At 67.6% G+C, this 20,114-nt stretch carries 21 protein-coding genes and 1 pseudogene; 10 read left to right on the forward strand and 12 right to left on the reverse strand.

What is annotated here, in order from left to right:
* The first annotated feature begins 19 nt into the window (after window positions 1-19).
* Together AU198_RS15445 and AU198_RS15450 are read left to right on the forward strand one after the other, a co-directional pair.
* Window positions 20-1,231: an MFS transporter gene (locus AU198_RS15445; protein WP_064349033.1), complete on the forward strand. Its 1,212-nt coding sequence runs from the start codon at window positions 20-22 to the stop codon at window positions 1,229-1,231.
* Window positions 1,232-1,240: 9 nt separating this feature from the next.
* The gene (locus AU198_RS15450) at window positions 1,241-2,446 is read left to right on the forward strand and encodes an FAD-dependent oxidoreductase (protein WP_064349034.1); all 1,206 of its coding nucleotides are present in this window, start codon (window positions 1,241-1,243) and stop codon (window positions 2,444-2,446) included.
* Window positions 2,447-2,456: 10 nt separating this feature from the next.
* Here AU198_RS15450 and AU198_RS15455 read toward each other — a convergent pair whose 3' ends face one another.
* The 6 genes from AU198_RS15455 to AU198_RS15480 form a co-directional block, all read right to left on the reverse strand.
* Window positions 2,457-2,921, reverse strand: a complete 465-nt coding sequence (locus tag AU198_RS15455) for a hypothetical protein (RefSeq protein ID WP_064349035.1) — start codon at window positions 2,919-2,921, stop codon at window positions 2,457-2,459.
* Window positions 2,922-3,109: 188 nt separating this feature from the next.
* The gene (locus AU198_RS15460; RefSeq protein ID WP_502689294.1) at window positions 3,110-3,949 is read right to left on the reverse strand and encodes a class I SAM-dependent methyltransferase; all 840 of its coding nucleotides are present in this window, start codon (window positions 3,947-3,949) and stop codon (window positions 3,110-3,112) included.
* A 32-nt stretch (window positions 3,950-3,981) separates the two neighbouring features.
* Window positions 3,982-4,281 (reverse strand): cytochrome C oxidase subunit IV family protein, encoded by a 300-nt coding sequence (locus tag AU198_RS15465; protein WP_064349036.1) that lies wholly within the window; start codon window positions 4,279-4,281, stop codon window positions 3,982-3,984.
* Between the two features lie 2 nt (window positions 4,282-4,283).
* Window positions 4,284-4,802 carry a cytochrome c oxidase subunit 3 gene (locus AU198_RS15470; RefSeq protein ID WP_197416134.1) on the reverse strand — a complete coding sequence of 173 codons (519 nt, stop codon included), beginning with the start codon at window positions 4,800-4,802 and terminating at the stop codon, window positions 4,284-4,286.
* Between the two features lie 109 nt (window positions 4,803-4,911).
* Complete coding sequence (locus tag AU198_RS15475) at window positions 4,912-5,661, reverse strand: hypothetical protein (protein WP_064349037.1); 750 nt, start codon at window positions 5,659-5,661, stop codon at window positions 4,912-4,914.
* Window positions 5,658-6,401 (reverse strand): hypothetical protein, encoded by a 744-nt coding sequence (locus AU198_RS15480; protein WP_064349038.1) that lies wholly within the window; start codon window positions 6,399-6,401, stop codon window positions 5,658-5,660. Before AU198_RS15480 ends, AU198_RS15475 begins: the two co-directional genes overlap by 4 nt.
* A 230-nt stretch (window positions 6,402-6,631) precedes the next feature.
* Between AU198_RS15480 and AU198_RS15485 the strand changes: the two genes are divergently transcribed.
* The gene (locus AU198_RS15485) at window positions 6,632-7,234 is read left to right on the forward strand and encodes a TetR family transcriptional regulator (protein ID WP_064349039.1); all 603 of its coding nucleotides are present in this window, start codon (window positions 6,632-6,634) and stop codon (window positions 7,232-7,234) included.
* A 9-nt stretch (window positions 7,235-7,243) separates the two neighbouring features.
* Here the strand turns inward: AU198_RS15485 and AU198_RS15490 are convergent, their stop codons facing one another.
* Window positions 7,244-7,975 (reverse strand): ZIP family metal transporter, encoded by a 732-nt coding sequence (locus AU198_RS15490; protein ID WP_064349040.1) that lies wholly within the window; start codon window positions 7,973-7,975, stop codon window positions 7,244-7,246.
* A gap of 141 nt (window positions 7,976-8,116) precedes the next feature.
* Between AU198_RS15490 and AU198_RS15495 the strand changes: the two genes are divergently transcribed.
* From AU198_RS15495 to AU198_RS15515, 5 genes are all read left to right on the forward strand, one after another.
* The gene (locus tag AU198_RS15495; protein ID WP_064349041.1) at window positions 8,117-9,064 is read left to right on the forward strand and encodes a methylenetetrahydrofolate reductase; all 948 of its coding nucleotides are present in this window, start codon (window positions 8,117-8,119) and stop codon (window positions 9,062-9,064) included.
* A complete protein-coding gene (locus tag AU198_RS15500) occupies window positions 9,061-9,819 on the forward strand; it encodes a class I SAM-dependent methyltransferase (protein ID WP_231744681.1) in 759 nt (252 codons plus the stop codon). The genes AU198_RS15495 and AU198_RS15500 overlap by 4 nt, the downstream gene beginning before the upstream one ends.
* A 43-nt stretch (window positions 9,820-9,862) precedes the next feature.
* A complete protein-coding gene (locus tag AU198_RS15505) occupies window positions 9,863-11,440 on the forward strand; it encodes an FMN-binding glutamate synthase family protein (RefSeq protein ID WP_064349042.1) in 1,578 nt (525 codons plus the stop codon).
* A gap of 141 nt (window positions 11,441-11,581) precedes the next feature.
* Window positions 11,582-12,940 (forward strand): WS/DGAT/MGAT family O-acyltransferase, encoded by a 1,359-nt coding sequence (locus AU198_RS15510; protein WP_064349043.1) that lies wholly within the window; start codon window positions 11,582-11,584, stop codon window positions 12,938-12,940.
* Between the two features lie 52 nt (window positions 12,941-12,992).
* Complete coding sequence (locus AU198_RS15515) at window positions 12,993-13,832, forward strand: SDR family oxidoreductase (RefSeq protein ID WP_064349044.1); 840 nt, start codon at window positions 12,993-12,995, stop codon at window positions 13,830-13,832.
* A gap of 11 nt (window positions 13,833-13,843) precedes the next feature.
* On the opposite strand, the gene AU198_RS15520 is transcribed toward AU198_RS15515, so the two are convergent.
* Window positions 13,844-15,094, reverse strand: coding sequence for an MFS transporter (locus tag AU198_RS15520; RefSeq protein WP_064349045.1), 1,251 nt, complete (start codon window positions 15,092-15,094; stop codon window positions 13,844-13,846).
* Window positions 15,091-15,573 (reverse strand): MarR family winged helix-turn-helix transcriptional regulator, encoded by a 483-nt coding sequence (locus AU198_RS15525; protein ID WP_064349046.1) that lies wholly within the window; start codon window positions 15,571-15,573, stop codon window positions 15,091-15,093. Before AU198_RS15525 ends, AU198_RS15520 begins: the two co-directional genes overlap by 4 nt.
* Window positions 15,574-15,668: 95 nt before the next feature.
* On the opposite strand from AU198_RS15525, the gene AU198_RS15530 reads away from it, so the two are divergent.
* Both AU198_RS15530 and AU198_RS15535 read left to right on the forward strand, forming a co-directional pair.
* On the forward strand, window positions 15,669-16,733 hold the full coding sequence (locus AU198_RS15530; RefSeq protein WP_064349047.1) for a threonine aldolase family protein: 1,065 nt from the start codon (window positions 15,669-15,671) through the stop codon (window positions 16,731-16,733).
* A gap of 3 nt (window positions 16,734-16,736) precedes the next feature.
* Window positions 16,737-17,465, forward strand: a pseudogene (locus AU198_RS15535) (acyl-CoA thioesterase); the annotation flags it as partial.
* A 3-nt stretch (window positions 17,466-17,468) separates the two neighbouring features.
* On the opposite strand, the gene AU198_RS15540 reads toward AU198_RS15535, so the two are convergent.
* The 3 genes from AU198_RS15540 to AU198_RS15550 are packed head-to-tail and all read right to left on the reverse strand — an operon-like array spanning window position 17,469 to window position 20,110.
* Window positions 17,469-17,954: a DinB family protein gene (locus AU198_RS15540; RefSeq protein WP_064349048.1), complete on the reverse strand. Its 486-nt coding sequence runs from the start codon at window positions 17,952-17,954 to the stop codon at window positions 17,469-17,471.
* Window positions 17,955-17,966: 12 nt separating this feature from the next.
* The gene (locus AU198_RS15545; RefSeq protein WP_064349049.1) at window positions 17,967-18,869 is read right to left on the reverse strand and encodes a ferredoxin family protein; all 903 of its coding nucleotides are present in this window, start codon (window positions 18,867-18,869) and stop codon (window positions 17,967-17,969) included.
* Window positions 18,866-20,110: a cupin domain-containing protein gene (locus AU198_RS15550; protein ID WP_064349441.1), complete on the reverse strand. Its 1,245-nt coding sequence runs from the start codon at window positions 20,108-20,110 to the stop codon at window positions 18,866-18,868. The genes AU198_RS15545 and AU198_RS15550 overlap by 4 nt, the downstream gene beginning before the upstream one ends.
* Window positions 20,111-20,114: the final 4 nt, after the last annotated feature.

A 20,114-nucleotide genomic window follows, 5' to 3' on the forward strand; every position in this document is an offset into this window, starting at 1 on the left:
CCGCCATCACTGTTGACGCATGGCTGTTACCAGCACCGCACCCCCACTCCCCGCGGTCCGACTGAACCGCACCTCGATCATCGCCGTCACGGTGTGCTGGTTGTTCGTCGTCTTCGACGGCTACGACCTGATCGTCTACGGGAACGTGATTCCCAGCCTGCAAGCCGAGTGGGGTATCAGCGCCGCGGCGGCGGGCACGCTGGGCAGCCTGGCGTTCCTCGGCATGATGATCGGTGCGGTGCTGGCCGGTCGGCTCTCCGACGCGATCGGTCACAAGCGCGCCGTCATCGGCTGTGCGATGGTGCTCTCCGTCTTCACCGCGCTGTGCGCGCTGGCTCCCGGACCGGTGACGTTCGGGGTGCTGCGCCTGATCGCCGGTCTCGGCCTCGGCGGTCTGGTGCCCACGGCCAACGCCCTCGCCGCCGACCTGACGGCGCCGAAATGGCGTGCCGCGATCGCGACCATGATGATGTCGGGCGTTCCGATCGGCGGGTCGATCGCCGCGGTGATCGGGATACCCGTGATCCCGAACTGGGGCTGGGAGCCGATGTTCGCCTTCGCGCTGCTGCCCCTTGTCGTGCTGGTCCCGATCGCGATCAAGACGCTGCCCGACCGCGCGATCGGACATCCGGCGCACAACCGCGGCCAGGGTTTCGGCGCGGTGCTCGGCCCACAGTTCCGCACGGTCAGCGTGCTGTTCGCGTTGGCCACCGTCGCCACGCTGCTGGCCTGGTACGGGCTGGGCACCTGGCTGCCGAAGCTGATGTCGAGCGGTGGCACGCACCTGGGTAGCGCGCTGACGTTCGCGCTCGCCCTCAATCTCGGCGCGGTCGCGGGATCGTTCATCACCGCCTGGGGCGGTGTGCGGTTCGGCACGATGCCCACGAGCATCGCGGCGGCCCTGTTGGCGGGTGTGGCGTTGATGGGGCTTCTCACCGCGCCGCCCCTACCCGCGATGTATGCGATCTTCGTGCTGGCCGGCGTCGGAACGCACGGCACACAGTGCCTGATCATCGCCGCCGTCGCCTCCCACTACCCGGATGAACTACGCGGCACCGCGCTCGGCTGGACGTTGGGTGTCGGTCGGGTCGGGGCCGTCGCCGCACCGCAACTCGGGGGTTGGCTGCTGGCCGCCGGGCTGGGAGCGGGTTCGAACTTCGTCCTGTTCGGCGCGAGCGCACTCGTCGCGGCGCTGCTGTTGATCGCCACTCGAAACCACACAAGGAGTTGAGGGGAACCCATGTCGAAACTCGACGGAACCCATGTCGTGATCGCCGGCGGTGGAATCGGCGGTGCCGCAACCGCGCTCGCGCTCGCGCAGAATGGTGCGCGCGTCACGTTGTTCGAGCGGGCCCGCGAATTCGGGGAGGTGGGCGCCGGCCTGCAGGTCGGGCCGCACGGTGCGAGAATCCTGGCATCGTGGGGTCTGCTCGATGAGGTGCTCGCCGACGGTGTACTGCCGCGCAACATCGTTTTCCGCGATGCGGTCACCGCCGAGGAGCTCACCCGGATCGACCTCGGCGATGAATTCCGTGCCCGCTACGGCGGCCCGTACTTCGTCACCCACCGAAGTGACCTGCACGCCAGCCTGATTCGCGCGGCGACGGCCGCCGGTGCCGATCTGCACACCGGGATCACGGTGACCGATGTGGTGACCGAGGTCGATCGGGCGTTCGTCATGACCGACGACGGCCGCACGCATGAGGCCGACGTCGCTCTGGCGCTCGACGGCATCAAGTCCCGGTTGCGTCGAAAGATCGTCGACGACGAGCCGGTGTCATCCGGGTACGCGGCATACCGGGGGGCGATCCCGTACGAGGATGCCGGGCTCGACGAGGACATCGAGGACGTCATCGGATACATCGGACCGGACTGTCACTTCATCCAGTACCCACTGCGCCGAGGCACGATGCTCAACCAGGTAGCCGTCTTCAAGTCACCGGGCTACCTGAATGGCGTCGAGAACTGGGGTGGCCCAGCCGAACTCGTTCCCGCTTATGCGCACTGCCATGAGAAGGTGCGCAGCCGGCTCGAATACATGTGGACCGACCGGTGGTGGCCGATGTACGACCGCGACCCGATCGAGAACTGGGTGGACGGCCGGATGATGCTGCTCGGCGATGCCGCGCATCCACCGCTGCAGTACCTCGCATCCGGCGCGGTGATGGCAATCGAGGACGCCAAGTGCATCGCGGACTTCGCCGCGGCCGACTTCGCCTCGGGCGGAGGTAATGCGGCTTGGCCACAGATCCTCAAGAGCGTCAACACCGAACGGGTGCCGCGCTGCAACAGGATCGTCGCGACGTGCCGGATGTGGGGTGAGCTCTGGCACCTCGATGGGGTCGGCCGCATCGCGCGCAACGAGTTGTTCCGGACCCGCGACGCCTCGGATCACAAGTACACCGACTGGTTGTGGGGGTACGCGTCTCCGGAGCGGAGCGACTGAGCCCGACCGGTCAGTGCACAGCTGACCGCGGCCTGGCGCAACCGACCGAGACGGGGGCCAGGCTGGGGACGGTCGGTCGCTGCTGACGCTCATCGCGCGCGATCCGCCGGGACAGGGCTCGTTCGTCGCGCTTGGTCAGCGCGCGCCTGCGGCTGACCAGGAGATCGAGTTGCTCCCAGCTGAGCCCGTCGAGCTCGCCGTCCTCGTCATGGGTGGCCACGACGACGCATCCCCGCAGCAGGGGAACCGTCTTGGCGGTGAACGTGCTGGTCGCCAGCAACAGCTCGGTGGCCTTTCGGTTGGGGCGCCGCTGGCAGCGCTGCGTCGACGGGCTGAACCAGAAGTCGAACTGCCGGTCGGCGCTGGTCAGGCACTGCAGGCCCTGATCCTCTACGAGCTGGTCGATATCCGCGGTGGTGTACGCGCGGGTTTCATAAACGGGGCCGTTGGTGCTGAAGTACAGGACGGTGTTCATGGCGAATTCCCATTCGTCTCTTTCTTCGGTGTGGGCGCCGGCCGTGTGACCGGTCTGTTATCAAAGTTACCCGAGTGACGAAAGTGACAAACCTCGGTAACGATCCAATCACGCCGGAGGTGTGCGTAACCGCAGCTCAGAGCCGGTTCTCCAGGTCAAGAGGGCGTTGGGCAGGGGTGCGATCTGGGTCAGCCGAACTCGAGCAAGGTGTACGCACCGCGGAAGTTGCGCGTCGGCTTGAACCGCCAGAACGCGGGAAAGGCCTTCTCGAAGAACCAGCCCCGCCCCGAGGGCATGGGGAGGTCGTGTACGGCGCGGATCCCGGGGATGGTGTCGGGGAGTGCGGCCAACTGCGCCGCGGACAGACTGAAGGGCATCGGCGGCACGCGGTATCGGCGCGACGACCGCATCCCCTTGGGCGCGAGCTTCTTGACCAGGACCGGCGGAAGGTCGAAGACCATCTGGCCGCCGGGGAAGCGAGCCGCGCACGCGGCGATCAGCCCCATGGCCTCGTCGGGCTGCAGATACATCAGCAGGCCCTCCGCGGTGATGAAGACGCCGTTGCTGTCGTCGACCTTCTCCATCCACGAATAGTCCAGCGCCGACTGGGCCAGCGTGGTGATCCGCGGCGATGCGGGCAGCAGTCGCTCGCGCAGGTCGATGACCGGCGGTAAATCGACCGTCAGCCAACGGAATTCGGCATGAGGTAGGAGGGTGTTCAGGCGCCAGAAGCTGGTTTGCAGCCCCTCGGCCAGCGCGACGACGGTGGCGCGCGGATGCTCCGACAGGTAGCGGCCGGCTGCCCGGTCGAACGCCAGCGAGCGCAAGCCCATCTCCTGGCCTTTGCGGCCGAACTTGTCGAAGTCGAAGTCGATCGCGTCGACCAGGCGGATCGCCATCGGGTCGTCGATGATCGCATTGGGGTGACGGGCCTGATGCGCCCGGCCGTTCAGCGTCAGCAGCGCGGTCTCCGAGACCCCGGTGAGGGTGATGTTGTCGGCTTTCCGGTCGTCTGCGTCATCCACCACACCGAACGTACCCGGTGCCGGAGAGCTCGATGTCAGACCAGGTAGATCACGAACACCGTCACCAGGAGCAGGCCCAGCCAGGCGTCGGTGGACCGTTTGAGCCAGCGTGGGCCGGTGTTCACCTCCATGAAGTTGCGAATGATCAACCGCGCCTTGACGAAGGTCAGTGCCAGAACCAGCGCGGTGATCGAGGCGCTCGCGTGCACGGTGTCGGTGAAGTGGGCCGGCGCCAGCCACCATGCGCCGACCGTGATGGCGGTGAGGACCACCCAGGTCCACGCCATGGTCCGGGTCGCGGTGCCCCGCCGTCGAGTATGCGATGTGCTGGTCATTGTCACCTCATCACGTAGAGCAGTCCGAAGATGATCACCCAGAGAAGGTCGACCATGTGCCAGTAGACGGCGCCCGACTCGACCATCGATGTCCTGCGCCTGCCGGGGTTGTTCAGTTCGCGCACGACGACTCCGAGCACGATCAGGCCGATCAGCACGTGCACCAGGTGCACCCCGGTCAGCACGTAGTAGAAGGAGTAGAACATCTCGGAGTTGGTGTGGCCCGCCGAGATCTTGCTGGCCCATTCGTAGCCCTTGAACCCGATGAACAGCAGTCCGCAGAAGCCGCCCGCGTAGACGAACCTGATCGCTTGGACGTGGGAGCCGCCCCGGGCGGCCAGCACGCTGCGGGCGATGAACCAGGAACTGGTCAACAGGATCACGGTGTTGAGCACCCCGATGTTGATGTCGAGGTGCTGCTGGGCGGCGAGGAACTCGTCGGGGTTCATGGCTCGGTAGACCATGAAGATGACGAAGTATCCCGCGAAGATGATCAGGTCACCGAGCACCATCACCCACATGTGGATGTCGCCCGGGAGATGACCGGCCGGTGGGGCCGTGGTGGACACCGGCGCGGCGCCGGCGTGAGCCGGTAGCTCCCGCGAATCAGACTGTGTCACAGCGCAATCCTCAATCCAGGGCCGGGGCATCGACCGGTTCGCGGTTGGTGGCCCGTTTGAGCAGGACGATCAGCGCGCCCAGCCAGAGGCTGAACACCACGACCGACCACCAGAACGCGAGCGAACCGTTCCAGGCGAACGGACCCGAGTAGGCCACGAACATCTGGGTCGCGATGACCTCGGTGACGATCTGCCAGATGGTCACGTAGGCAAACCATTTCGGGAAGATGTCGTGCTTGTCGTAGAGGATCGCCAGCGCGAACACCAGATAGGCCGCCGAGAAACATCCCAGCGAGCCGTTGTAGGACAGCATCCCCAGGTCGTAGAGCATGCTGACGAGTTCGGGGTCGCGGTCGACCCGGAAGGTGGCGGTCAGAAAGCAGACCGCGACGAGAAGGAACCCCGGCAGCGCCCCGACCCCCATGCCGCCGATGTAGCCGTAGGCGAAAACGGAGCCGACGGACATGCGCAGGATGAAGTACGCCACCAAACCGTTGGTGACGGCCGCCCCGCCGAGCAGGATCAGCAGCACGCAGAAGCCGACCCGAATCGTCAGCCCGTTCTCGGCGAAGAACGCGACCTTGTCGGCGGCGGTGACGTCAGGACGCGGCGGCGGTGTCACCCTGGCCAGGACGCAGATGATGACGCCGAAAACCGCGTACCAGGCGGGGAAGAACCAGCAGACCAGCCGCACATCGGGTTTCCCGCCGGGTGGCCGGTCGGGGTCCCGGGTGAACCGGCGCGTGAGCAGCGTCGTCACCGCGTGACACCTTCGTCGTGCGCCTGTTTGAGCACCGCACGGCGCAGCACGAAGAACATCACGACGACGAACAACGCGAACGCCCCGTCGCGCACCCAGAAAGACAGCAGCCCGTCCCAGGCCAGCGGGCCGGTGTGGAAGACGGCCGCCCCGGCCGCGGGCACCATCGCCACGCCGGTCGCCAGCGAGTAATGCCCGACCCAGCGCGGGAAGACCGGGTCGGGCCCGTCGTCGAAGTAGACCGCCACGGCCAGCAGCACGAACTGCGTGACGACCATGCCGACCGGGGCGATGAACACGATCCACGCCAGATCGTTGAGCACCAGCACGACGTCGGGATTGCGGTCCGGGCGGAACGCCGCGACCAGGAAGAAGATGTTCGACAAAGCGAAAATCGTTGCGCCGCTGACGATCGCGGTGAGATAGCAGTAGGCGAAGACGTGGCTCTGCGTCTTCATCCGTTTCATCTGGACGACGATCACCATGAAGAACGGCAGGATCATGATCCCGCACAGGTTGAACGTGACCTGACTGAATCGGATCCACGCCGTGTTGTCGGCGTAGAACGCCGCCACCTGGTCGGCGGACAGCAGCGGTGACAGTGGCGGCCAGAAACCGGGGAACGCCAGTAGCGCGGCCAGCAGCACCGCCCCGACCGCCGGTCCCGTCCACAGGCTCACCCACTGTGCCCTGATGTTGCCCGCCTTCGGCAGGTCCTGCACCTGTTCCAGGATCTGCACCGCATCCTCCGTTTGACTCGAGTCAGTTCCTCGGCGGCTCGGGTGTTGCGGCACGCGCCGCACGTAACCCGGGCTGACGACCCAAAAGCGTTCGCTTTCAGTCGGTGTTCCTGCAGGACCGTATCGGTTCGCGCCCCGAATGGGAACCCTGAAATCTGATTTGAGTCAGTTCGCGTGGTGACACCGTAGAGTCTCCGCAAGCGGAGCCCACGAACACGGAACGGACATCAGTGCTCAAACCCGAGAAGACCGAGCGCGGCAGGAAGGGGCTCCAGACGCGTGAGCGCCTGCTCGGCGCGGCCATCGCCGAGTTCAAGCGCGGGGGTATCGCGGCGGCCGACATCGGTGCCATAGTCTCGGCGGCCGGCGTCGCGCACGGCACCTTCTTCTTCCACTTCCCGACCAAGGAACACGTCCTTCTCGAGCTGGAACTACGTGAACAGGAGCGCATGGCCGCGGAGTTGACGCGGTACTACCGACGGCCTCACGATGTGCGGGCGACGTTGTCGAAGGCGGTCACCGTGCTCGAGGCGCTCGAACGCAGGCTCGGCGCGCGCCTGTTCAAAGACTTTCTCGCCCTGCACTTCTCCACGACTCGAGCCCCGTCGGAGGAGTGGACCGTGCACCCGGTGATCGTCGCCGTCGTCGAGGAGCTGCGCCGGGCCCAGGAGCGCGGTGAGATTCCCGGCGACGTCGATGTGACGCTGAACGGGATCTCGTTTCTGGTCGGCCTCTACGCGTTGCTCATCACGATGCCCGAGGCTCCGAAGATCCGCGGTCCGGTCATCGAGGAGTACCTCACCACGTACATGTACGGGTTGCGGGCCCAGTGAGGGGCGCGATCAGCCGGCGAGTACGAACGACAGGAAGAACCCACCGGCGGTGGCGAACGCGTTGAGTGGCCGGCCGTGTTCGAAGGCCTCCGGCATGAGCGTGTCGGCGAGGGAGGCCAGCACCGCGCCGCCGGCGAAGGACAACGCGACCGCCAGAAGGGTTTCGTCGAGCCCGGAAGCGACCGTACGGCCCAGCACGACGGCGGCGGCCAGCAGCAACGCGCACAGCGACCACGTCAGAACCACGGCGCGGGCGCTGGTTCCCGATTCGCGCATCGCGACCGCGCCGACGAGGGACTCGGGCAGGTTCGAGAAGAAGATCGCCACCAGCAGCGACAGTGAGACACCGCCCACGAGCGACACACCCAGCGCAAGGTTCTCGGGCACGCCGTCCAGCGTCACCGCGGCCAACAAGGCGAGGCCGACCCCGCCGCGTGCTCCGGAGGTGGCGACCTCCCGGGTGTCGGGCCCGGATTTCCCGCTGATGTATCTGTCCAACGCGGTGTCGACGGCGACGAACGTGGCGGCGCCGGCGAGCAGGCCGAGGCCCGAGCGCACCGCACCGCCCATGTGATACGCGTCCTCGAACAGCTCGAAAGCCAGCGCCGAGATCAGCGCCCCGCTCGCGAAGGCGAGCAGAACACCGGTCACCCGTTTCGGCGGGTTCCATTTCGCTCCCACCAGCGAGCCGATGACGAGGGCGCTGGATGCGGCCAGGCCGAACCACACTGCGGTCAGCACGGCGCCTTGATGCCCCGGCCCGCCGATTTTCAAACCGGACGCATTCGGGCGGCGATTGCCGCAGGCAGGTGGTGGGTATCTGAGCTCAGCGTCGAGGGGAGGCACGTGACATCGCCACCGGAGCTGGGCTGTCCCAAGCGGATGGAGTTCGGTCCGTGCGGTGGTGTGCGCCCCGACGGCCAGTGCGAGATGCGACCAGGCCCCTGCATGTTCACCGAGGTGGTGCCGTGGACAGGACCGCGGCACGAACCCCTCCCGGTCAGGGCGCCGCTGGTGCTCACCGACTTCAGCAGCGTCGCTTTCGATGCGCAAGACGTCGCCGCGACCGCCGCTCTGCTGGCACCTTCGTGCGACGCCGTTCTGGTCGGGGAGCATCAGAACAAGCCGGACTTCCCGCCGACGCTGATGGGTAGCCTTCTGCTCGACGCCGGCGTGACGCCGTGGATCACCCTGTCGTGTCGCGACCGCAACCGGGTGGTCCTCGAGCAGGAACTGCGGGGGTTACGCAGCATCGGCGTAAAGACCGCGATGTGCGTGACGGGCGACGGGCGAGGTTACGACGTGCGCCCCGACGTGACGCAGACCTTCGATCTGGATGGGCCACGCCTGGTCGAGCTGGCGGCATCGATCGGCATGGTCGCGGCGGTACCCGAGACTCCGACGGCGCCGCCGGTCGCCGGCCGACCCGCCCGTCTGGTGGAAAAGCAGCGCGCCGGAGCCAGTCTGGCAGTCCTCAACCACGTACCGTTCCCGGCCATGATCGCCGATTTCATGCGGTCGGCGCGGGCCGCGGGCCTTTCCATCCCGGTGATCGCGGCCGTCGCGGTGTTCACCGACAACGTGTCCGCCGCCGTACTGCAGGGCCTGCCGGGACTCGACCTCGACCCGTCGGTGACCGACCACGTCCTGGGTGCCGCCGATCCGGTGGCGGCGGGAATCGAGGTAGCGGTCGTCGAAGCGAAGGCGTTGTTGTCGATCGAGGGCGTCGAGGGAGTGAACGTCTCCGGGCTGGCCTCGGCATCGGGTGCCCGCGTCGGCGCCGAGATCAAGGCCGAAGTGGGGCGCCGCGTCCAGGAGGTGGCCGGGTGAGTGAGGCGATGGAGGCCGAGTTCGACACGGTCGCCGAGTGGACCGCGCAGGTGGCGGCGGACCTGGGCCCGGACTATCACATCCCCGCGGCGTGCCGCGGCAGCGGTAGCCCCGCCGCGCTGGATTGGCTCATCGAGCACATGGGGCTTTCGGAGGGCGACTCGCTGCTGGATTGCGGCGCAGGCGTCGGCGGACCGGCGGCCTACGCAGCGCAGCAGCGCTCGGTGCGGCCGGTGCTGGTCGAGCCCGAAACCGGAGCGTGTCACGCGGCGGGCAGGCTCTTCGATCATCCGGTGATCTGTGGGCTGGGCTCGGCTCTGCCGATCGCCGACGCGAGGTTCGACGCGGCGTGGTCGCTGGGGGTCCTGTGCACCACACCGGATCAGCTCTCGCTCTTGAACGAGTTGCGTCGCACGGTCCGGCCCGGCGGGCGCATCGGGCTGCTCGCGTTCGTAGCGCACCGCGCGATCCCCGACGATCTTCTTCCGGACAATCACTTCCCCACGCCCGAGCGCCTCGACGCGTTGATCCAGCAGGCGACCCTCCTTCCCGAGGAACGGCTCAGCACCGCCGATCTGCCCGAAATCCCCGCGGCCTGGAACGAACGCGCCGAGAAGGTGGAGGCCGCGCTGTCCGAGCGGCACGGCCACAAGCGAGCGTGGCGGCTGGCCGAAGAGCAGAGCAGCGACATCGGCCGGCTACTCGAAAACGGAACGCTGACCGGCGAACTCCTGAGCCTGCGTCACGCGCGGTGACGGGCCGGGTTTCGGCCCGCGACTGTTCGGAAACCCTGACGCCATGGGCCGGACCGTACGTGGTCTCGCCGCCGCGGCCGCCTCGACGTTGGGTGCCGTGGCCGCGCGTGATCTGTTCCAGCGCAGGCACGCACTCCTGCGAAACTTCCCCGTCGTCGGGCATGCGAGGTACTTACTCGAAGCGATCGGCCCGGAGTTGCGGCAGTACATCATCGCGGCCAACGACGAGGAACGGCCCTTCACCCGGGACCAACGACGGTGGGTGTACGCGTCGGCCAAGAAACAGAACAACTACTTCGGCTTCGGCACGGACAACGACCTGGAGTACACCGCCGGCTATCCGGTGATCAAACATCGCACGTTCGCCAGGGCCGTCCCGCCGTCGTCGCCGGGAACCAGCCGCGAGATACAGGTGCCGTGCGCCAAGGTGATCGGGGCGGCGCGCGACCGGCCTGGCGCGTTCCGGCCGAACTCGGTGGTCAACATCTCCGCGATGAGCTTCGGATCGCTGTCGGCCAACGCGATCGAGGCGCTCAACAGGGGCGCGGCACTGGCCGACTGTCTGCACAACACCGGTGAGGGCGGCATCTCGCGATACCACCGCCACGGCGGGGAGTTGATCTTTCAGATCGGCACCGCCTACTTCGGGTGCCGGGACGCCGACGGTCGCTTCGATCTGGCCAAGCTCAAAGACGTCGTGGCGGGCGCGCCGGTGCGGGCGCTGGAGATCAAGCTCAGCCAAGGCGCCAAGCCGACGCTGGGAGGGCTGCTGCCGGCACCGAAGGTCTCCGCCGAGATCGCGGCCGCGCGCGGGATCCCCGAGGGCCGCGACTGCGTGAGTCCGTCGCGGCACGCCGAATTCTCCGACGTCGACAGCCTTCTGGACTGGGTGGAGTTGCTTGCCGCCGAGACGGGCCTGCCGGTGGGCATCAAGTCGGCCGTTGGTGATCTCGAGTTCTGGTGCGATCTGGCCGATCTCATGCGTGACACGGGCCGCGGCGTCGATTTCATCTCCATCGACGGCGGCGAGGGTGGCACGGGCGCGGCACCGCTGATCTTCACCGACACCGTGTCGCTGCCGTTCCAACTCGGCTTCGCGCGCACGTACCGGATCTTCGCCGAGCGGGGCCTGCACGAGGATGTCGTCTTCATCGGCGCAGGCAAGCTCGGCCTGCCGGACAACGCCATCGTCGGCTTCGCGCTCGGTTGCGACCTCGTCTATGTCGCGCGTGAGGCGATGCTCGCGATCGGGTGCATCCAGGCGCTGAAGTGCCACACCGACACGTGTCCGACGGGAGTCGCCACCCAGAACGCATGGTTGGCGCGCGGCCTGGTGCCCGACGTCAAGGCCGAGCGTGTCGCGAATTACGTCAAGACCCTGCGCCGCGACCTGGTGAAGGTGGCCGAGGCGTGCGGCGTCGAACATCCCGGATTGATCAGCACCGAAGATGTCGACATCCTCGACACCCGCACCGATTCCACACCGCTGCACGAGGTGTACGGGTACACGCCGGACATGGGCATGCCGTCGGAAGCCGATCGCAAGGAGATCGTCCGGTTGATGACGCACGTCGAGCCCCAGGGACGCTCCGCACCGCCTTCGTCGTCCGCCGTCGGATGACCTCGCGCGGCAGGGCCGCGAGTGGGAAGCTGGGGTTGTCGCCGTGACGTTGCGCGGCCTCGCACAAGTTTGTCAAACGGCGTTGAGGGGGATGTTCAGAACGAATTCTGAGCGTTCACGAGCACCGGAGTCGGAGTCTGCATGCAACCGATATCACCCACCGATCTGATCTTTCTGCTCGGCGAATCACGCGAGCATCCAATGCATGTCGGCGGGCTCACGCTGTACAAGCCCCCGGAGGGCACCGGACCCGACTTCCTGCGTGGGATCTACGACGCCCTTGTCGCGCAGACGGAGGTGCAGCCGACGTTCCGGAAGCATCCGGCGTTCTTCGGCGGGGTCACGAACCTGGTGTGGTCGTTGGACAAGGAGGTCGATCTCGACTACCACCTGCGTCGCTCGGCCCTACCCGCGCCGGGCCGGGTTCGTGAGCTTCTGGAGCTGGTCTCGAGGTTGCACGGGACGCTGCTCGACCGCCATCGCCCGTTGTGGGAGGCGCACCTGATCGAGGGGCTCGAGGACGGTCGCTTCGCCGTGTACACGAAGTTCCATCATTCGCTGATCGACGGGGTGTCGGCGATGAAGCTGATGCAGCGGACGCTGACGACCGATCCGAGCGACACCACGGTCAAGGCGCCGTGGAGCTTGCCGCCGAGGCGCGGTAAGGGTCCGAAGGCCGGACCGTCATTGCTGCGGATGCTGACGGACGCCGCGGGTTCGGTCGTCGGTATCGCCCCGACCACGTTGTCGCTGGCACGTGCCGCGCTGCTCGAACAGGAACTGACCCTTCCGTTCCGCGCGCCGAAGACCATGTTGAACGTGCGCATCGGCGGGGCACGACGCGTCGCCGCGCAGTCGTGGGCGTTGGAACGCATCCAGAAGGTGAAAAGCGCTGCCGGCGTGACCGTCAACGACGTCGTCCTGGCGATGTGCGCTGGGGCGCTGCGGAAGTACCTCGCCGATGAGAATGCGCTGCCGGACACACCGCTGGTGGCGATGGTCCCGGTGAACCTGCGCACCGAAAAGGATGCGGACAACGGCGGGAACCTGGTCGGCGCGATCCTGTGCAACCTCGCCACCGACGTCGAGGATCCGGTGCGGCGGCTGGAAGCGATCGCGAAGTCGATGCACGACAACAAGAAGGTCTATGCGGAGCTGCCGCGGGTTCAGCAGTTGGCGGTCTCGGCGCTGTTGGTCGGTGGGTTGGCGCTCGGACTGCTGCCGGGATTCGTCGCCACCGCGCCGCCGCCGTTCAACATCGTGATCTCGAACGTGCCGGGTGCCCGGCAGCCGATGTACTGGAACGGCGCTCGGCTCGACGGCAACTATCCGTTCTCGATTCCGCTCGACGGGCAGGCCCTCAACATCACGTTGGCCAACAACGCCGAGAACCTCGACTTCGGGCTGGTCGGGGACCGGCGAAGCGTGCCTTCGCTGCAGCGGCTGCTCGGCCACCTCGAGACGTCGCTGAAGGACCTGGAACGCGCGGTCGGCGTCTAGGACGCGCGTACCCGTCGGGTATCCCGTCGCCCTTTCGGTATACCGTGCCCATATGAGCCGAGTGTCGATCATCACGGGTGGTGCGGGTGGTATGGGCCAGGCGACCGCCCGCATCGTCGGACAAGACCACGCACTTGTCCTCTGCGACGTCAGGAAGGACCGGCTCGACACCGCGGCCGCTGCGTTGGCCGACGCCGGCATCACGCCCACCGTCGTCCATGCCGACGTCACCGACCGGGCGGCCGTCGACCGGCTGTTCGAGACGGCGGCCGGCCTCGGGACGATCGCCTCGGTGATCCACACCGCGGGTGTGAGCCCGAGCATGGGCGATGCCGAATACGTCATGCGCACCAACGCGATCGGCACGCTCAACGTCAACGAGGCGTTCTTCGGGGTGGCCTCCGAGGGCGCCGCGATCGTGAATGTGGCATCGATGGCCGCGCACATGCTGCCCGACGAGCTGCTTCCGAAAAACGAGTTCCCACAAGCGTTCGCGGATCAGGAGGCGTTCATGACGCGCATGCTGTCCGCGTGCGACATCGCCGGTCCCGAAGCAAGTTCGGGTATCGCGTACGCGATCAGCAAGAGCTTCGTCAGGTGGTACAGCTCGTCACAGGCCGAACGGTTCAATGGCAAGGGTCTGCGCATCGTCTCGGTCTCCCCGGGGTCCGTCGACACCGAGATGGGCAGGCTGGAGGAGCAGGCGGGCGCCGGTGCGATGGTGGCCGACGCGGCCGTCCCACGATGGGGTAAACCCGAGGAGATGGCCGAGTTGTTCGCGTTCTGCGTGAGTCCCAAGGCGGGCTACCTCACCGGCACCGACATCCTCAACGACGGTGGGGTGGTCGCCTCCATGACGGAGCGGGCGCGGAAGGCGGCCGAAAGCGGTTGAGGCGCAGACACCTATACATGTGCCGGTAGCGGGCCCACCAGTTTGGCGGGACGACTCCACAGCGCAGCGGTCAGACAGAACACCGCCGCCACCCCGAAGGCGACCTGCACGTTGAACAGGTCGGCGGCGCCGCCGAGCAGCGCCGCGGCGATAGGCCGTGAACCGAGGAAGCCGACGAGCCACAGCGCCATGATCCGGCCGCGCAGCACCTCGGGTGCCCGTTCCTGAACGAGGGTGCTGAGCCCGGTCATGGCCCACCCGAATCCCAGGCCGGCGAGCGCGAACCCGGCCAGCGCGAGCGCGGGGGTCGGCGCTACGGCCAGCGATGCGCAACCCGTGCCGAGACCGGCCATACCGAATGCAGACACGTTCTGTGACGCCATCCGGCCCCGCATGAGCGCCAGCGTCGCCATCCCGACCGCCGCGCCGACACCGAACACGGCGGACAGCGTCCCGACCAAACTGGCGCCGCCACCCAGTTCGTCGGCCATCGACGGGGTCAGGGTGATCGACGAGTCGGATGCCAGCCCGACGGTGGTCACTGCGAGCAGCGCCAGGAACAGCGGGCGATCCCGCCAGACGTATCGGAGCGCCACGCGCACGCGGTAGTCCGTGTCGGCGTGCCGGGTCGGCGGTGCGGGGAATCGCACCGCGAGAAGGGACAGCGCGAACACGAGATGCAGTCCGGCACTGACTCCGAACGCGGCACCGGCACCGAGGTGCGCGGCGATGTAGGCGCCCGCGGCGGGTCCGACGATGCGTCCGACGGTCATCGGAAAGCTGTTGAGCGCCATGGCTGTCGACAGTTCGCCGTCGCGGATGAGGTTCGGCACGATCGACTGCATCGCCGGTCCGCCGACCACGAATCCGAAGCCGACCAGCAGGGTGCCCAGAAGCACGGGTATGGCATCGGAGATGTCGTGTCCGGCGGGATCGGCCAGCAACCACACCGCGGTGAAACCGGAGCCCGCCACACACAACACGCGGCCGAGCAGGATCTGTCGCGCCGGGTCCCCGGTGTCGGCCCATTTGCCGCTGATGGGACTCAGGATCAACTGCGGTGCGAACTGGACAACACCGACCAAACCGACCATGAGGGCCGATCGCGTCGCGTCGTACATCACGATCGCGGCGACGATGCCGTGCGTCCACACGGCCACGACCGAGAAGATCTTGCCCCAGAACAGCGCGCCGAACACCGGATCGAAGATCAACCCGAAAGCGCCGCGGGCCTGCGGTGGGGCGGTGGCTTGGGCGGTCATCGGGCCGACGCCCGTTCGAACCGTTCGGCCAACCGGTCGAGAAGATCGACCAGGGTGTCGACGCTGGTGTCGGGCCAGTCTTCGATCATCTCGGCGACCAACTCGCGCCGTCGATCGGTAACCGTCTGCGATGCCTGGTGACCGGCTTCGGTCAGCACGAGCATGCAGCGGCGCTGATCGTCGGCGGCGAAGGTTTTCGTCACGAGGCCGGCGGCGACGACCGCGGTCACCGACCGGCTCGCGGTCGAATGGTCGACGGCAAGGAAATCGGCGACGTCGCGGATGGAGGCGCCGCCGGAAAGCTGTTGGCACTGCTCGACCGCGCGCAGCACCCGCAGGGTCGAGGCGCTGGTCACGGGGCCTGCGTCGGTGAGAAGGCGATCCCGCCAGCCCGGCCGCTGCCGCGCGACCGCGATGCGGGTCAGCAGTTCGTCGAGTTGGTCGTATCGGGACGGAGCCACTAAGTATGCATAGCACATACATATATTCGGCGGGAAATCGTCGATGGGCAGCAGACCGAGTGGGGTCGCTCCTCGCGTGTCGGAGCCGCACCCGGACGGTGAAAGGATGAGGCGTGACGTCTCGTCTGCACGATCCCGACCGGCGAGGTTTCGCCAGCGACAACAATGCCGGCGTGCATCCAGAGGTGCTCGCCGCGCTCGCCGCCGCCAACGGCGGTCACCAACCCGCCTATGGGCGGGACGCCTATACCGCGCGGTTGCAGGAGGTGATCGGCGAACATTTCGGCGCCGGCGCCGAGGTCTATCCGGTCTTCAACGGCACCGGCGCGAATGTGGTTGCGCTGACCAGCGTCCTGCCGCGCTGGGGTGCCGTCGTCACCGCGTCGACCGCCCACATCCACACCGACGAAGCCGGCGCGCCCGAGCGCATGACCGGGATCAAGCTGCTGACCGTGCCCACACCGGACGGCAAGCTGACCCCGGAACTCGTCGCCCGCGAAGCGTGGGGATTCGGCGACGAGCACCGGGCCCAGCCGCTCGCCGTGAGCATCACCCAGACGACCGAGATGGGCACCGTGTACACCCCGGCCGAGGTGCGAGCGGTGGCCGACTTCGCCCATGCCAACGGAATGGCGGTGCACATGGACGGCGCGCGGCTGTGGAACGCGGCGGCCGCGCTGGGCGTGCCGGTTCGGGCGTTCACCGCGGACGCGGGTGTCGACGTCCTCAGCTTGGGCGGGACGAAGAACGGGTTGCTCGGTGCCGAGGCCGTCATCGTCCTCGACGCGGCCCGCGCGAATGGCCTGCGGTATCTGCGGAAGCTGACGATGCAGCTGGCGAGCAAGATGCGCTTCGCCTCGGTCCAGCTGCTGACGCTTTTCGAGAACGACCTCGGCCTGCGCAGCGCCACGCACGCCAATGCGATGACGGCGCGGCTGCGCTCGGCGCTCGAGGCGAACATGGCCGAGGGACGGCTGAGTGGGCTCGCGTTCACCCACGACAGTCCGGCGAACGCGATCTTCGCGACGCTGCCGACCGACGCGGCCGACCGCATCCGCCGGCGGGTGCGGTTCTACGACTGGGACCGGTCGCGCGGCGAGGTGCGCTGGATGACGGCGTGGGACACCACCGAGGCCGACGTCGACGAGTTCGTGGCGGTGATCCTCGCCGAGGTGTGACGCGGCCAAGCCCTGATGGCGGCCAGCAGGACGGCCCCCGGCCGCACCCCACACAGTGCTCACGTCTACTACGTGCGCGCAGGCGATGCCCGCTATCCGGTCGATCTCCACGTGGACGTCGCCCGCGACGGCGGAACGCTGTCGACCCGCCAGGTCACCGCGCGCCAACACGACCAGATTCTGCTCGAGGCGCTGGTGTCGCTGAGCGCGCCCGTCGATTCACTCGACTACCAACAGCCGATTCCCGATGTGCCGCAGCCGGATTCGCTCCCGCCGGTGCAGGAGCACCTGGCGGACTTCGCCGACGAACACAACGGCTTCTGGGTGCGGCCACAGCCCTTCGACCTGCGCTACGTCGACGCGCCGCCGCGCCTGGCGCTCGAGCTCGGCGAACCGTCGCCGCGGATGCGGATGTGGTGGCGGCCCGGTGAGCCGGTAGCCGACGACGAGGTGCTGCACAGCTGCCTGCTGGCCTATCTGTCAGGCACCACCATGGTCGAAACGGCGCTGGCCATGCGCGGCGCCACCCCGATCGGGACGTTCAATGCGCTGATCGACCACGCGCTGTGGTTTCACCGGCCGGTCGACATGTCGGATTGGGTGCTGTCGGACCAGTTTTCGCCGAGCGGTATCGCCGGGCGCGGGCTGAGCACATCGACGATGTACAACCGGGCGGGACAGCTCGTCTGCCTGGCCACCCAGGAACTGTATTTCGGTCGGGCGGCCGCCTGAACGTCAGCGCCCGGTCGCCCCGTCGATCTGCTCACGCAGGATATCCATGTGGCCCGCGTGCCGACCGGTCTCCTCGATCATGTGCACCAGCGCCCACCGCATCGAGGGCCCGGAGCGGCCCTTGGCCGGTCGTGGTGCGCGCGACTCCAGGTCCTCACAAGCGGCGATGACGGCGTTGGCCCGCGTGACGGCAGCCCGGTATGCGTCGACCAGGCCGTCGACGGTTTCGGCCGGTCCGGCGTGAAAGGTCGCCGACCAGTCATCGACATGCTCACCGAGGAACGTGTAGCGCTCTACGTACGCAAGGTGTTTGAGCAACCCGAGCAGGTTGGTGCCGGAGGGCACACCCGCCGCGCGCGCCGCGGGTTCGGGTGCACCTCGCACCTTGTCGACGACACAGGTCCGCAGATAGTCGAGAAACCCGACCAGTACCTCCTTCTCGGTCGAACCGGTGGAGGGTGGCCGATGATCTCGACGTCGTTGCGACACCGTCGAACTATCTCATCCCCGCCCGGGTGCGGTCTCGCCCAGCGAACCGAGTGTGAAGACGCGAACCTGGCCGGCGACCTTCGCATGACATTGCGACAGAAGGGGTTCGGACAACTCCTCGTGCAGGATCACCTCGATGGGCCCGGCCTCGCCGTCGAGCAGGACCTGGATCCGGTGTTCACCGCGTTCGACGTGCAGAGGGTGCAGCGCATCGATACGATCGTCGCCGTAGCGCTCGCGGGCAAAATACTGGGCGGCCTGCACGGCGTGCGGTAGCGATGTGCGTCCGCGCAGGAACTGGTTGTCCAACCGCCCCTCGAGGTACAGGCGTACCAGCCCCGCGGCGTCGGCGGAGTCGACCCGGCCGTAGCACAGGCCTTCAGGCAGGATGAGCATGGTGGCCGCGAACCGGTCACCACCGAGATGCGAACACTCCCAGGTGAATTCCGGATACTCGGCGGCGATCGCGCGGCACGCGCTGCGACCGCGCACCGCGCAACATTGGTCGTGTTTGCCGTGCGAGCAGATCGCGATCACCGGATCGGTCGTCACGCTGCCGTCACTGCCGTCCAACGCGAGCTCGAGAAAATCTCGGGGGTCGTCGACCTCACCGTGGTGAAGCGCCTCGTCCCCGACCCCGCAGTGCGCCACATACCAGCGCCACCGCGACGTCTCGGGTCGACGACCGTGCTTGCGGATCGCGGTGATGCGCATACCCGCTTTCTCCACCCGTCGCACGATCGCGCGGCCGAGTTGCGGGTCAATGCAGTTGGGCGACTGCAGGAACGCCGACGGCCCCCAGGCGCCGTTCAGCTCCAGCAGCAACCACGACGAACCCGCCGATGCGGTGCCGTACATCGGATCGTCGCGGGCCAGCGATTGGTCGCTGCACGGGATTCTCTTGGCGGTCGTCATCCGGCATCTGCCGGAGCGGTCCGTTGCACGGGAACGACGCTGTTCACCGGAACGAGGACCCCCTCTCGCAGCAACCGCCGGATGAGGACCGTCGCATCGGCGGCGTCCAGGCCGGGCATGCTTGCCGCATCGACGGTACTGCCCTGGTGTACGGCCCGAATGGCATCGGCGCACATGTGAGGAAACGTGATGGTCCGGTCCGGCAGGCGCAACACGATCCGGTCACCGGACCGGTCGACGGTCGCGCTCAGCCCGTGTCGCCACCGCACCATCGTCTCCCCGGCCCGATCGGCCGCCGCGAGAGAGGCCAGCGGCCGCACGGCCACCGGACGGGTCCGGTCGGCGTGACGCTGTGACAGGTGCGCGGCAGCGCCCGCGCCCAGAGTCGCCGCGTCATCTCGCAACGACCCGACCATTTCCGCCATGACCTTCGACACCGTCGCCATCGTCTCATCCGCGTCGGCGCCACCCATGGGCAGCGACTCACGGAAGGTCGGGTCGGCGGCCAACTGGTCGACGACGGCGCGCGCCACGTCGACCGCCGTCACCGGCGAGACCCCGATGGTGAGATGGATCGACGTCATCTGCAACGCCTGCGCCGAATGCACCCACCCGCGCGGCAGATAGAGGGCGTCACCCTCCTTGAGCACCGTGTCGATGACCGGTGCGTCCCCGGCGACCCGTCTCTCGATGGCAGCGCGGTGGCCCGTCCACGGCTGCGACGGCAGCGGGTGCTCGAACACCGGCTCGTGCACGATCCAGCGCTTCTGACCCGAGACCTGCAGAACGAAGACGTCGTGCACGTCGTAGTGCGGATCGAAACCCCGGTTGACCGGCGGGGTGATGTAGGCGTTGGCCTGCACCGGGTGGCCGAGATCGTCGACCGCCTGCCGAACGAAATCGATCAGCGGAGGCCAGAGCCGGTGCAGCCCCTGCAGCACTATCGTTGCGCCCGAGGTGAACTGGCTCAGCAGCTTGGCCGAGTCGATCTGGTCGCCGATTTCCGCACCGAAGCCGGCGGGACCGAGATAGCAGTCCTTGGGCAAGACATCGCCCTCTTTGGCCAGCCGGATGAACGGCGCGCGCACCCCGCGCTCGGCGATCAGTTCGTCGACCGCCTCGGGTGACAGTAGATCGCTGAAGTCGCGGGGCAACGCCTCGGCCCGGGTGAGCAACGGCTGACGGCCCCAGTACTCGTCGGAGAACCGCCGGGCGTCCACCGCAACGCAGCGCCCAAGCATCATC

The sequence above is a fragment of the Mycobacterium sp. GA-1199 genome (assembly GCF_001500045.1).
GTDB lineage: Bacteria > Actinomycetota > Actinomycetes > Mycobacteriales > Mycobacteriaceae > Mycobacterium.

Bases quoted from the DNA above. Each gene is read 5' to 3' on its own strand.
- AU198_RS15445 (WP_064349033.1), top strand. From the start codon at position 20: ATGGCTGTTACCAGCACCGCACCCCCACTCCCCGCGGTCCGACTGAAC.
- AU198_RS15450 (WP_064349034.1), top strand. From the start codon at position 1,241: ATGTCGAAACTCGACGGAACCCATGTCGTGATCGCCGGCGGTGGAATC.
- AU198_RS15455 (WP_064349035.1), bottom strand. From the start codon at position 2,921: ATGAACACCGTCCTGTACTTCAGCACCAACGGCCCCGTTTATGAAACC.
- AU198_RS15465 (WP_064349036.1), bottom strand. From the start codon at position 4,281: ATGACCAGCACATCGCATACTCGACGGCGGGGCACCGCGACCCGGACC.
- AU198_RS15470 (WP_197416134.1), bottom strand. From the start codon at position 4,802: ATGTGGGTGATGGTGCTCGGTGACCTGATCATCTTCGCGGGATACTTC.
- AU198_RS15495 (WP_064349041.1), top strand. From the start codon at position 8,117: ATGGAGTTCGGTCCGTGCGGTGGTGTGCGCCCCGACGGCCAGTGCGAG.
- AU198_RS15505 (WP_064349042.1), top strand. From the start codon at position 9,863: ATGGGCCGGACCGTACGTGGTCTCGCCGCCGCGGCCGCCTCGACGTTG.
- AU198_RS15510 (WP_064349043.1), top strand. From the start codon at position 11,582: ATGCAACCGATATCACCCACCGATCTGATCTTTCTGCTCGGCGAATCA.
- AU198_RS15515 (WP_064349044.1), top strand. From the start codon at position 12,993: ATGAGCCGAGTGTCGATCATCACGGGTGGTGCGGGTGGTATGGGCCAG.
- AU198_RS15520 (WP_064349045.1), bottom strand. From the start codon at position 15,094: ATGACCGCCCAAGCCACCGCCCCACCGCAGGCCCGCGGCGCTTTCGGG.
- AU198_RS15525 (WP_064349046.1), bottom strand. From the start codon at position 15,573: ATGTGCTATGCATACTTAGTGGCTCCGTCCCGATACGACCAACTCGAC.
- AU198_RS15545 (WP_064349049.1), bottom strand. From the start codon at position 18,869: ATGACGACCGCCAAGAGAATCCCGTGCAGCGACCAATCGCTGGCCCGC.
- AU198_RS15550 (WP_064349441.1), bottom strand. From the start codon at position 20,110: ATGCTTGGGCGCTGCGTTGCGGTGGACGCCCGGCGGTTCTCCGACGAG.